This is a genomic window from Ensifer sp. GW823-FHT05D09 (assembly GCF_058795755.1).
Genome location: NZ_JBXAIA010000004.1, coordinates 201,147 through 214,058, shown reverse-complemented (window position 1 = coordinate 214,058; position 12,912 = coordinate 201,147). Strand labels below are relative to the sequence as shown.

8 protein-coding genes are annotated in these 12,912 nt (G+C 52.4%); all 8 read left to right on the top strand.

Annotated features, from left to right (window positions below):
- The first annotated feature begins 12 nt into the window (after positions 1–12).
- The gene (locus AC1Q80_RS15120) at positions 13–1,068 is read left to right on the top strand and encodes a hypothetical protein (RefSeq protein ID WP_492360937.1); all 1,056 of its coding nucleotides are present in this window, start codon (positions 13–15) and stop codon (positions 1,066–1,068) included.
- A 26-nt stretch (positions 1,069–1,094) separates the two neighbouring features.
- Positions 1,095–2,429 (top strand): KpsE/RkpR family capsule polysaccharide export protein, encoded by a 1,335-nt coding sequence (locus tag AC1Q80_RS15115; RefSeq protein WP_492360936.1) that lies wholly within the window; start codon positions 1,095–1,097, stop codon positions 2,427–2,429.
- Between the two features lie 158 nt (positions 2,430–2,587).
- Positions 2,588–3,529: an NAD-dependent epimerase/dehydratase family protein gene (locus tag AC1Q80_RS15110; protein ID WP_492360935.1), complete on the top strand. Its 942-nt coding sequence runs from the start codon at positions 2,588–2,590 to the stop codon at positions 3,527–3,529.
- 148 nt (positions 3,530–3,677) lie between these two features.
- Complete coding sequence (locus AC1Q80_RS15105) at positions 3,678–5,831, top strand: class I SAM-dependent methyltransferase (RefSeq protein WP_492360934.1); 2,154 nt, start codon at positions 3,678–3,680, stop codon at positions 5,829–5,831.
- A gap of 74 nt (positions 5,832–5,905) precedes the next feature.
- A complete protein-coding gene (locus AC1Q80_RS15100) occupies positions 5,906–10,342 on the top strand; it encodes a glycosyltransferase (protein ID WP_492360933.1) in 4,437 nt (1,478 codons plus the stop codon).
- A gap of 125 nt (positions 10,343–10,467) precedes the next feature.
- On the top strand, positions 10,468–11,139 hold the full coding sequence (locus AC1Q80_RS15095; protein WP_492360932.1) for a class I SAM-dependent methyltransferase: 672 nt from the start codon (positions 10,468–10,470) through the stop codon (positions 11,137–11,139).
- A gap of 128 nt (positions 11,140–11,267) precedes the next feature.
- Positions 11,268–11,837 carry a dTDP-4-dehydrorhamnose 3,5-epimerase gene (rfbC, locus tag AC1Q80_RS15090; RefSeq protein ID WP_492360931.1) on the top strand — a complete coding sequence of 190 codons (570 nt, stop codon included), beginning with the start codon at positions 11,268–11,270 and terminating at the stop codon, positions 11,835–11,837.
- A gap of 18 nt (positions 11,838–11,855) precedes the next feature.
- The gene (rfbB, locus tag AC1Q80_RS15085; RefSeq protein ID WP_492360930.1) at positions 11,856–12,911 is read left to right on the top strand and encodes a dTDP-glucose 4,6-dehydratase; all 1,056 of its coding nucleotides are present in this window, start codon (positions 11,856–11,858) and stop codon (positions 12,909–12,911) included.
- Position 12,912 lies beyond the last annotated feature (1 nt).

Below are 12,912 nucleotides of genomic sequence, written 5' to 3'. Positions count from 1 at the left end.
ATAATCACGCAGATGTACTTTGCTATTGATTCAGACCAGGGCCACACAATCTCAGGTTGGCTTATCCTCGACAATCCTGCTGACGTTCCGCAGTTCGTAATCCGAATCCCCGGCAAAGCTCCGATAACATTCAACGCGAATGTAATTCGCCCGGATTTGCGCGACCACGGATTGCACAGTACAGGGCTAGTCGGGTTCCAGATCGACGGGCAGCTGATTCCCGATCTGACTCATGTTTCTGAACTGACCTTGGCGGAGGTAGAAAGCGATCTGCCAATTTTCAGGCGTAACGCGAACGCCCGATCCGTGCAAAAGAGGCTTCTCCTTATGGAAGTTGGAGCCATTCCCCAAGTTAAACTGATGCGCCGCGTAATTGATATGTTTGACCTAGCATATCCTGTTGTCGATCGGTTCCCATTGGAAACCGTCAGTTCCATCATCGGCAATTTCACTTCTTCACTGTTTGTCTCAGGTCAACCGAGTTGGCAGCGCCATGGCTCTCTTGCACGCGAGAAAGGGTTTGTGACGGCCGCATTATTGCGCGATCCCTTTGAAGAACTCGCCGAGCGATTGATAGCTCTCGTCCACATGAAGAAATGGTCCGAAAAGGCATTAGGTAATTCTGTTTTCAAGCGCCATACGACGCTCTTGAACATTGTCGATGGACTTGATCTCGGGAGCGAGAAGTCTTTGCTTGGGGGCTTTCGAAAACTTAGCGCGGAGCAATACAACCTTCTCCGGTCTCCTATGACCAGGGCGTTCGGTTGCTCGCCGGAAGAGGAGGTACAACGCCGAAGTGTTAGTATCGCGCTGGACAATCTTGCTCAGTTCGACCTGGTCGGCACACGCGAAAGATTCGCCGAATTCTCAATTCTGTTGGACGCGTTGCTAGGTGCGCCGATATTCGAAGGGGCAGAGTTGCAGACGTTACCAGGTGCGCCAGAGTTGGCTTCGATCTTGGCAAACATCGGTCTCGTTGCAGATTTGATTGATGAAGATATTGCGCTTTACTCGTTCGCAGCCGAAGCGGTGCAGAGTGGACTTGGCGAAAGAGGCGTCCATGCCTAGCAGTACGTTAATCGCCGGAGGCCGTCATGAGCGCTAGAAATCGTATTGCGGATATAGTTCGGCTGAAGCCACTCAACTCTATTCGACAAGGCAAGGGCAACCTGACGGCGGGTTCAGATCAGTCCGTGCAAGCCACAACCAAGGATCTCAAATCCCGTTTTCCCGGGATCCCGTCAATTTCGAAAGCACTAGTTCCGCGTATCAAGGGGCTGCCTCAATCCGACCAGCGTCCACTTGAGCCGCGGACAGCGGTGGGCGGTATCGGTGGAATGCTCCTGAAGAGCTTCTCGCTCGGGGTTCTAGCTCCGTCGGCCATCGCACTTGCGTATTTCGCGTTCTTCGCGTCGGACGTGTTTGTTTCGGAGGCGAAACTAACGGTTCGCGATGCCATCCAGCAATCGAGCGGTAAGGATCCTTCCGCCATCCTGGGTCAATTAGGGTTGTCATCCGCTAGTAACACTACACAAGACTCCATGATTATTCTTGACTACCTCAAAAGTCGCGCAGTTATAAGCGACATTGGGGGGGCGGATAGAATCGCGAGTGTCTATGATCGTGCGGAGATCGACTGGCTATCTAGGTTGGGGTCGCAAAGGGACACAGAAAATATATGGAAATATTGGAAAGACCATGTGACGGCTTCTGTCGACAGCCTTTCCAGTATTCTGACGCTACGTGTGCGTGCTTACAGTCCGGAAGATTCACTTCAGTTAGCAGAAGCAGTAATAACTCAGAGCGAAAACTTAATTAATCGCATTTCCAAGAGAAGCAAGCAAGATGCACTTACGAGGGCGGAGGATGAAGTTAAGCTTGCTGCTCAATCTCTGGCTGAAGCCCGGAGCAATATGTTGAGTTTCCAGACGAAAAGCCAAACTATAGATCCAACAGATACTGCAAAACAGGTCTTGAAGATAATATCATCCTTGACTATACAAAAGGTCGCTATAGAGAATGAGTTGGCGACGACAATGTCACTCGGGATAACAAATAAACCTGGAGTATCCCAACTCAAAGCGCGGCTAGCGGCAGTTTCTAAGCAGATTGCCGATTTGAATGCAAAGCTTGCCGGAACAAGTGACCCTGCGACCATATCAACGCAGTTGCGTGATTTTGAGCTGCTGAAACTCCAGGAGGAATTTTCTGAGTACATCTATAAGCTTGCGAGGAATGGCTTCGAGAATGCCCGTCAGAACCTGGAGCGCCAACAGCTCTATGTTGCAGTCATCGTTCCGCCAACTTTGCCGGAACGAGCTCTCTATCCTAAACCTTTCGTCAACACGGCCCTGATTTTCGCCGGACTGACCATAATCTGGGGCATCTTTTCACTAATGTTCGCCAGTGTTCGGGATAGCATGAGCTGAATTACTGGAGAGAGCTTACTTATACTCTTGATTTTACAAAGGTTGTGCACTCGGGGATGCCCGGGTCACGATCTTCCAAGTATTAGCGTTACGGGTCTAACCGATAGCGGTTGACGGCGTTCATAGGGTTTCGTTCTAGGAAAGCGTTTCAAGATAGGATGACAAAAGGGAAGTCGTTGCGAGATAGAAGATGTGTCGTCCTTGGCGGCGGAGGCTTTATTGGGACGCATCTCAGCCGACGGTTGGCAGGGAAAGTCGGATCGCTTCGAGCCTTTGGGCGAAGTGAAAATCGTCCCCGTGCGCTATCAGGTATCGAATGGTTGGGCGGTGACTTCAATGACCCGCGCAGCATAAGTGGCGCATTGGAAGGTTGCGATGTTGTTTTCCACCTTATCAACGCCAGCACCCCCTCAAGTGCCAACCTCGACAAAATTGGGGACTTGAAATCGAATGTTGTTAGTACAATCCAACTGCTTGATGCATGCGTGGCTGCGGGCGTTCAACGAGTAATCTTCGTTTCCTCCGGGGGCACCGTGTATGGGGTGCCGCAGAGTCTGCCCACGCGGGAAGATGACGCTTGTTGGCCTATAACTTCATATGGCATATCGAAGTTGGCAATCGAACGCTATCTGCATCTCTATGAGTATATCCACGGGTTGGAATACAGAATCTTGCGTGTTTCAAACCCATTCGGGCCACATCAAACGGCTGAAAGAGACCAGGGTGTAATCGGAGCCTTCTTGAGGCGGATCATCAACGAGCAGCCAATCGAGCTTTGGGGCGATGGTAGTGTAAGTCGTGACTATCTTTACGTCGATGACGTCATAGACGCGTTCGAATTGGCTATGTTGCACGAAGGCCGCAGCCGCGTCTTCAATATCGGCAGTGGGGTGTCTAGGACGCTGAACGAAGTAATTGCCGCACTCGAAAACGTCACGGGGAAGAAGATCGAAATCGTCAGAAAGGATGGCCGGTTGGTCGATATACCCGTGAGCGTGCTGGATATTTCCCGTGCGCGCAACGAGCTCGGTTGGGTCCCGAAGACGGAATTTGATGCTGGCTTAAGAAGCACGTTCCAATGGCTGATCGAGACGCAGTAGGTTTGCGAGATTGCACTGATTAAATCCCGCGCTCAAATTGACTGCCCTTTCGACATGAGGCATATGTCGGCGCGCGTTCGTCCAGCGGAGGATCGAGCGCTCTGTGACCTGTCGGGCCTCAAGAGATCTATCGTTTCAGGCTCGCGGATTGGAACTGGATAACGATTTGCCAGCTATCGTGCACCCGAAGTATTCGTATGTGGCCTCAAGTAATACCTGGGTAGTTTCTGAGGGCGAAAGCGCTTTTGATTACTCAGATGGCGATCAATTTGAGACGGGACTGCTTAATTTCTTGTCTGGTCTTGAGGATAGATCCGTAAATTCTCAAGAGGTATTCCAAGGAATATACGATTGGCCATCAAAATACCACCTAAGTCCGCAGCGTTCAAACGTGCTCCGCCCATTGGTTAATACTTTACGGGGGCCGGTGCTGGAGATTGGCGCGGGTTGCGGAGCGATCACACGATATATCGCGGAGCAAGGTCTTGAGGTTGTGGCGCTGGAAGGCAGCAGCCGGAGGGCGCGAATCGCAGCTGAACGTTGTCGTGGCTTTCCAAACGTCAGTGTTGTCTCCGATTCGTTTCAAGAATTCAGCTCAGACACCAAGTTCAAGACCATTCTGTTAATTGGCGTCCTGGAGTACGCGCGGGTCTTTTTTGCTGAATACAAAGATCGTGATCCCGTGGATTTGATGCTGGAGCACGTATCTAGATTTCTTGCCGAGGACGGCGTCGTCATTCTGGCTATTGAGAACCAGCTTGGCCTCAAATACTTCGCAGGCTATCCGGAAGACCACATTGGGCGCCCGATGTATGGGCTCGAAGATCAGTACACCAAGAGCAGCGCCGTCACGTTCGGACGACACGAACTTCGTGAGAAATTGCGTGAGGTAGGATTTGCGAAGCAGCGATGGTGGTTCCCATTCCCCGACTACAAGCTTCCAGTTGTCGTCATTTCCGAAGCTGCGCTGGCGGACAACTGTTCGGCCGACTTTAGTTCGTTGATCAGGCTTGCATCTGAGACTGATGCTCAGAAGCCGGCAGTGAGTACCTTTGCATTGTCGCAAGCGTGGGGAGTCGTCGCAAGAAACCGCTTGCATGGTGACTTGGCGAACTCCTTCGTCGTGGTTGCTTCAAGGCGCGAAATTGAGATCGATAACGCATTGGCATTCTATTTCAAGAATACCAAGCCATCGAAGTACAATAAAGTAACAGAGTTCCGTTTGGAAGATACGGCAATAAAGGTTACACGCACGCCACTGACTGGAATTCAGGCTGGCTCAGACGCTTTCTCGGCGCGCGCGCATCTTGAAGACGAGCCATTTGAGCAGGGGGTGTTGTGGAAAGATCGACTGACTCTAATCGTGCTACGCGATGGGTGGTCAGTCGACGAAATCTCGGAATGGGCCAAGGTGTGGTGGAGCGCACTGCTCCTGAAGGTGCAGGAGCGATCCGACGAGAGCTGTCGAGCCATTTCCTGCATGGTCAGCGGCCGCCTGGTTGACGCTATTCCCCGTAACTTGATTGTGGGTGGAGATGGGTCGCCGCGCTTCATCGACCAGGAGTGGGAGATACCGTTCGAAATCGAGCTGGGTTACATTTTTGTTCGCGGTTTGCTGGATGCGCTTTGGGGTGTCGAGCACTGTGGAGAGCCTGCGGTTGGCACATCATTGCAGTTCGGAAAACTGGTCGTTGATGTTGCTTATCGTCTTGGCGTCATGTTGTCGCTTGGTGATGTCAGCCGATATATCGATTTTGAGCGACAGTTCCAAGATAATGTCTCCGACCTTACGGCGGGAAGGAGCGTATTTGAGATAAATGAAAGCATAAATCTCACGCTCGAAAGAAGTATCCCGCGTAGGGGGCGAATCGAAAGCGCTCTTGCTTTGTCGCAAGCACTTGATGCAAAGGAGCTTCAGCTTGGGGAACTTCAATCGGTCCTCTTGAGCGCTGAAGAGAAACTCGGGACGGTCGCATACGAGCTGGAAGCCGCAAATGCGTCAAAGCTGGCGATTGAAGAGGTCGCGAGCAGCAGCGCGGATAAGCTCGCTACAGTTTCAAGGGAGTTGGAGCGTGCGCAGGAAGAGCAAACTGCACTGATGGAGCGTACCTCGCTGGACGCCGAGACTCTTCGCAATGAATTGGTTTCGTTGCAGGAGGAGGTGGAAGCCACCCGGCGCGAGAACGCCAAGATGCAGGTTTTATTCCGAGAGCTTAAGCATTCCTTGCGGCTCGCAAATCTTGAGCGTGATGAACTTCGTCGGTTCGGTTCGAGAGTGGGACGTTTTTTTCGTAGGAAGTAATGAAGCGGTGGCGGGTTTCCCGTTGGCGAATGCTTCAACCGCAATTGTTTAAATTAAACGTTTGGGAATGGGCTGTGAAGAAGATATCGAGAAGGCGGTTTGCGCGCGATTTTGACGCATTGCTTCTATCTGGTTCTCGTCTTTTCCAGGCGGACTGGTACTTGTCGAACAATCCTGATGTGGCAGGCTCCGGCTTTACTGCGGTTGAACACTACCTGCGATTTGGCGGCGCAGAGGGGCGAGCGCCGAGTCCCCTGTTCTATGGTGAGGTGTATTTGGCGCGGCGGCCCGACGTTGCGCGAAGTGGCATAAATCCTCTGGTGCATTTTCTTCGCTATGGCATTAGCGAGATTGGCCCTGAGTATGAAGATTACGGCGTTATGCTCAATAGCGTTAGCAATGATTGGGTATCTGAATTCGGCCAGTTGCATTTCTGGGCCGATGATGCGGAATTACTGAGTTCTTCAGGATACTTTGACGCTGGCTGGTACCTGGCAACGAACGCAGATGTTGCCGGGTCGGGAACTGACGCCCTCTCGCACTATCTAACGTATGGTGCGGCGGAGGGGCGGCATCCTGGACCGAACTTTGATAGTGGTGCCTATTTATCGCAACATCCGGCAGTCGCCGCTAGCGGCATGAACCCCCTCGTACATTTCCTTCGCTATGGTGGCGCAGGGGCTGGGTCGTTTGGCGTCACCGGCCCTTTGGCAATCCGCGATGGACAGGATGACGAAACGGTTGTGAGGGCGTCGAAGTATTTCGATGCGGGATGGTACCTTGGGCAGAATCGTGACGTGGAGGCGGCAGGTTTTGATCCCGTCCTCCACTACATTGCTTTTGGGGCGGAGGAGGGCCGAAATCCCGGACCTTACTTCGACGGCAGCCTGTATCTATTGCGCCGGCCCGATGTCGCCGCAAGCGGGATAAATCCGCTGGTTCATTTTCTCAGGTGGGGTTTTCTCGAAGTTAAAGATGATCTTTCCGCACACGGAATATTGCCGATCCATGAGCCGAAATCTCCGTCAGGCTTGCGAGGTCCGAGTGGCTCGGAAGATGGCCGAAATCTAGAGTTGCTGAGATCCTCTAAATACTTTGATGCCGACTGGTACCTTCAACAAAACGCCGATGTGAAAGATGCAGGGTTGGATGCAGCCAAACACTATCTCGACTTCGGCGCTGCAGAGGGGCGGGAGCCGGGCCCCCTTTTCGACACAAGAAAGTACATGGCACATTTCCCGGAGGTCGGATTGAGAGGAATGAATCCCTTGCTTGATTTCATCCGTCGGGGCATAGGCGAAATTGCTGGTGCGCTTGAGGCACTAGGGTTCCCCGGCCGGCGCGAAATATCGTCAGAGCCTAGCAACCGCCGCAGGAATAGTGGTCGAGTAGCCGTGTTTGTCACCCATGACTTAAACATCGGGGGCGCACCCACACTCCTGGCAACGATCGCGAAATGGTTTCAAGAGCGAACGAACTACGATGTTCGGATCGTGGCTATGACTGGCGGCCCCCTCGCGCCTGTTTTTGAGCAGATAGCTCCGTTACATGTGGTGGGAAAAAGCGACATATCACATCGGGACATAACTCAGTTACAAGCAAAATTGCATGAATTTGTAGGCGAAGAACCTGCATTCACGTTCATAAACTCCGTTGCAGCCGGTGATTACTGCAAGATCGACCCTTATGAGGCACCAGTTTTTGGTTACGTGCATGAAATGCCCGCGATCTTAAATCTGTTCAAGGATCGATTGAAGAGCCTTCTCGCGCATGCCGACCATATATTTTGCGGAGGAAAGAACGTATATGAGTATTTTCTGTCTACGGAAGGTTTGCCGGAAGGCAAGCTAACAAATCGACCCGCATTCATCGAAGCTTTTCAAGAGCAAAATGGTTGGACTGCCGCTGAAAAGCGGGCTCAGCGTGTGGCGCTGGGTTGGTCGCCGGATACAAAAGTTGTTGTCGGTTGCGGAGTCTTGCATTGGAGGAAGCAACCAGCGGTATTTGTCCGAATGGCGGCGAAGCTCGCTCTGGAGTGGAACCGAGACGTTCGCTTTGTTTGGGTCGGCGACGGCGAAGACTTATCGGAGATGCGCAAGCTCTCCCGTGCTCTCAACGTATCTGATCGGATCGAATTTCTCGGCCACAGAGAAGATTTTCGCTCCGTTTTTGCGGCGGCGGATGTTTTTGCGTTGACCTCTCTCGAGGATCCTTTCCCTCTCGTTTGCCTCGAGGCGTCAGTTGTCGGCGCTCCCTCGGTAATTTTTCGCGAGGCGACAGGGATGACAGCTCTTGTCGAACCTGATTGCGAGCCGCCGGCAGGACTGGCGGTTCCATTGAACGATGAGGAGGCATATTTCGCGGCTGTAGATCGACTTCTGGGTGACGATGTATTGCGGGAGAATATGGCCCGATCGGCACGCGAAAGGGTGATGTCGCGGTACACCGCGGAAGGGGCGTGTGCCGAGATACTTAAGGTTATTCGGGACGTTGCCGGAATTGCCCCCTTGGTGTCGGTGGTAGTGCCTAGCTACAACTGCGGAGAATACCTCGGGCAACGGCTGCAGAGCATCGCCGGCCAATCGTTTAAGGACATAGAGATACTCCTTTTGGATGATGTGTCGCAGGACAATAGTCGGGAGATACTCGAGCAGTTTGCGGCTGAGAATATTTGCGCAAAGTTACATTTCGCATCTGAAAATAGTGGGTCAGTTTTCAAGGCTTGGAAGCGAGGAATCGAGGTCGCGACCGGCGAGCTAATTTGGCTAGCGGAGGCGGACGATTGGTGTGAGCCAACCTTTCTTGAAAAGGCGATCGCGGCGTTCGATGTTTCGGGAGTTCGGCTTGTTCACGGCAGATCCATCCCTGTGAGGGCGGATGGCGAGGTTGCCGGCGACTGGAACGACCTCTATCTCGATCGGATTTCCATCGGGCGTTGGCGAGAATCCTTCGTTGCTCCCTCATTCAGAGAAGTCAATGAAACACTAGGTCGTGCGAACACGATCCCAAACGCGAGCGCTGTTGTTGTTAGGCGTCAATCAGCACTCCGTGCCATCCGTGTGGCAACAAACTTTAAGCTCGCAGGCGATTGGGCGTTTTATCTTGTGGCCATTGCAGGGGGCCGAATCGCTTACTGCCACGATGCTATCAACTATCACCGGCGGCACGATACTAGTGTGACTGCCAAAGTTGAGGGCGGCTTTGAATATTTTCAAGAACTGCAAGATGTGTACGCGATTGTGGAAGCATTGTACGGCGTCAATGCTTCGCGAAAAGAGCTCTTTGACAACCACGTTGCACAAGAAGTCAAGCGATTTGGGTTTGATCAGGCCTTGCCTGCGGCGCGGGTTCCCACGGAAATTAACGACGTCAGGCAGCCCGCCGTTCTTTTTGGTGTGGGAGATCTATCTGGCGGCGGCGCCCAAATGTTCGCAGTTCGCTTTGTAAATTCCTGGGTTAGTTCTGCGGCCTCCGCCGTTCTATTCGTTGCAGGGCACGAACCTGACAATCCCGGAACCGCAAGGCGCCTGTCACCGGAGGTCGCAGTAGTCAATCATCGGGATATACAGGAAGCAGGCGGCTTGTCGCGGTTCATGGCAGATTGGGGCCTTGAGATTGTAGTGACTGGGCATTGGTGGGGCGATCGGGCGCTCGGTAAACTAATCGCGGGTGCCGATGCGCACATCCCTTGGATAATAGTTATGCATGGGTGCTACGAAAACGTCTTAAGCAACGCCAAAGCGTTCCCTACCATGCTCGAAGACATGAAGACGGCAGAACTCTATTGTGACCACTGGGTTTGGACGGCCGAGAAAAATAAAGAAGTATTCGAAGCGGGATACATTGAGCCGAAACGCATATCAAACATCGTGAATGGGTTTCAACCCGTATCAGGCTTTGATCTAACTCGTTCTGATGTTGGTCTGCCCGATGGGGCTCTTGTCTTTACTCTGGCAAGTCGCGCCATTGCGGCCAAAGGTTGGAACGTTGCGGTCGAAGCATTCAAAGAGCTGCGGCAGCGCTTCGCTCAGGCGGTTGATGTTCGGCTTCTTTTGATTGGGGATGGCCCCGCGGCGGATACGCTAAGATCTGCCGGAGAGGTGGATGGGCTTCACCTTATTCGGCACACAACCCGGCTCGCCGAATACATCAACTTAAGTGACGTATGTCTACTCCCGAGTTGGTTTGCAGGAGAGTCGCTACCTCTGGTGTTGCTGGAGTTTCTTGCCCAGGGCAAGCCGGCGATTGTATCAGATATCGGCCAGTGCGCTTGGGCTATTCAGGCAGGAGAAACCACTGCTGGCTTGGTGGTCCCACTTGATACTATCTCAGGCGAGGTGAGGCGCGACGTGCTTTCGGGGGCGATGGAGACATTCATCGTTGAGAAGTCGCGAGCGCAGATGCTCGAGAAGTGCGCCCTTCAGGCATTCGAGAAGTTTGACATGAATCGTATGGTTGGCGAGTATAGGGCGCTAACCATCGCCGTTCTCAATGAGGCGTCGCTGCGGTGACCTTATCTATTGTAACGGTTGAATTTCGCCTTGCGGCGACTTGGGCGTCTTTGGAAAAACTGCTTGAGCAGCGTGGTGGATAGTTCCCGTCATCAGTTGTCGGCAATAGTTGGAGAAAAGTAGTCGTGACTAACGCATTTGAAGATTTTCTTTTTGATGACGGCGTCAATAAAAATTGGCATATGCAGTTGAGTGAGCGGGTTGCGCTCATGCATGTGTTGGGGCGAGTAAAATCTGAAGTGAGCCTTGAGATTGGTACCTTTCAATGCGGTAGTTTGAGACCCATTGCTGCTGCAAGCAAGCGCGTGATCACTTTCGATATTGATGAGAACCAGCATCGCATTAGCCCTCTGTTTCCCAACGTAAAGTTCGTTACTGGCGATTCTGCTCAAACCCTGCCTCCCATTATTGAAGTGCTTAATTCTGGAGATGAGGAAGTTAATTTTATACTGGTGGATGGGAGTCACGAAGAAGAGGGCGTTAGGCGAGATCTCGTTGAGTGTATAAAATATGTACCGAAGCGACGGCCAACCGTGATACTCGCGCACGATAGTGCGAATCCGGCCGTCAGAGCTGGAATTACATCGGTTCCCTGGGCGGAATGCCCATATGTACATGCGATAAATTTGGATTTTGTGCCGGGTATGCTTTATGACCGAGCGGATATAAACGGTCAGATATGGGGAGGATTGGCGGCGATCTTGATGTTGCCTGAGCCTCGGAAGGCAGGGATTGATATTTCTGCTACCTTTGAGCCATCCCGAAGAGCGCTTCTCGAAAAGTCTGTGTACAAATAGCTAGGTCAAAATGCTGGTCGTGTAGTCGCGCTGCAGCGGCCGCCATTGAAGTAAGATTTTGTGCGCAGGTTTGCGGCGGCGCGGCTGCACTGTCTGCGTAGGCTATAATGTGGAACGGGGAGCTGAACATGTCATCGGTTGCGTTGCTGCAGCCCAAGCGCTTTGGTGATGCGCGTGGATGGTTTGCCGAGGTGTATAGCGAGACGACGTTTCAAGGCTATGGCATCACAGAGAGGTTCGTCCAGGACAATCACTCACTTTCTAGCGTCCAATATACACTTCGGGGGTTGCACTTCCAGACCGAGCCTTTTGCCCAGGCAAAATTGGTGCGGTGCATTCGTGGTAGCATATTCGACGTTGCGGTCGATCTGCGTTCGAAGTCGCCAACTTTTGGACAGTGGGTAGGTGCCGAACTCTCTGCGGAAAATGGCAACCAGTTGTATATACCGGTTGGTTTTGCACATGGATTTTTGACACTCGAACCGATGACTGAAGTCGTCTACAAAGTTTCGAATGTCTACTCGCCTTCCTGTGATTATGGAGTGAAGTGGGACGACCCTGCTGTTGGTGTCATTTGGCCTCTTCCAAGGGGAGCGTCACCAATTTTAAGTGACAAGGATCAGCGGCAGCCACCACTGTCAGAGATCGGAGATGTGTTCGAATATGATGGCACTCCGATGAGCCTTGTTCAGATCTGAGTTTGAAACGGAGCATTTATGCGCGTACTTGTTACTGGGGGATCGGGTTTTATCGGGTCTGCTTTGGTCCGTCACCTAATTGAGCACACGACTCATGAGGTGCTGAATTTCGACAAGATGACCTATGCGGCAACGTCAGGGTCGACCGCCAAGGTCTCCGGGTCTTGCCGGTACAAATTCGTCAAAGCGGACATTTGCGACGAATTGGCGGTAGCGGAGGCGATCTCGAATTTTCAGCCTGACGTCATCACGCACCTTGCCGCAGAATCGCACGTAGATCGATCAATCGATGGCCCCGCGGCGTTCGTGCAGACGAATTTGCTGGGGACATATACGGTACTTGCGAAGGCGCTCGAATATTGGAAAGGGCTCGATGAAGGCCGTAGCAATTCGTTTCGGTTCCACCATATCTCGACCGACGAAGTATTTGGGTCACTTGGTGACACGGGATACTTCACTGAAGCGACAGCCTACGATCCGCGATCGCCTTATTCTGCAACAAAGGCTGGGTCGGACCATTTGGTATCAGCTTGGGGGCACACTTTCGGGTTGCCTGTGTTGATTACTAACTGTTCGAATAATTATGGTCCTTATCACTTTCCTGAAAAGCTCATTCCGTTGGTGATCGTTAAGGCATTGGCTGGTGAAAGCCTTCCTGTCTACGGTACCGGAACCAACGTCCGGGATTGGCTTTTTGTCGAGGATCACGTGCGCGCGTTGCAGACGGTCTTCGAGCAAGGGATACCCGGTCAGACCTATAATATTGGCGGCAACAGCGAGCGACGGAACATCGAGGTTGTCGAGGCAATCTGCGCAACGCTTGACAGGTTGCGGCCACGTGCAGACGGTAAGTTGTATAGAGAGCAAATCAGTTTCGTTGCCGATCGGCCAGGGCATGATCAAAGGTACGCAATTGATGCAACCAAAATTCGCGACGAGCTTGGCTGGGCACCGCTGGAAACCTTTGAAAGTGGTGTGGAGAAAACAGTCTCTTGGTACTTGCAGGAACAGGCTTGGTGGCGTGAGATACTTGCGCGACAGAAGGCAGATGACCGCCGCGGTTTGGGCAACTAGT

What these genes read in the sequence shown, in the direction of transcription:
- AC1Q80_RS15120 (WP_492360937.1), top strand. Translation starts at nt 13, where the DNA reads ATGTACTTTGCTATTGATTCAGACCAGGGCCACACAATCTCAGGTTGG.
- AC1Q80_RS15115 (WP_492360936.1), top strand. Translation starts at nt 1,095, where the DNA reads ATGAGCGCTAGAAATCGTATTGCGGATATAGTTCGGCTGAAGCCACTC.
- AC1Q80_RS15110 (WP_492360935.1), top strand. Translation starts at nt 2,588, where the DNA reads ATGACAAAAGGGAAGTCGTTGCGAGATAGAAGATGTGTCGTCCTTGGC.
- rfbC (WP_492360931.1), top strand. Translation starts at nt 11,268, where the DNA reads ATGTCATCGGTTGCGTTGCTGCAGCCCAAGCGCTTTGGTGATGCGCGT.
- rfbB (WP_492360930.1), top strand. Translation starts at nt 11,856, where the DNA reads ATGCGCGTACTTGTTACTGGGGGATCGGGTTTTATCGGGTCTGCTTTG.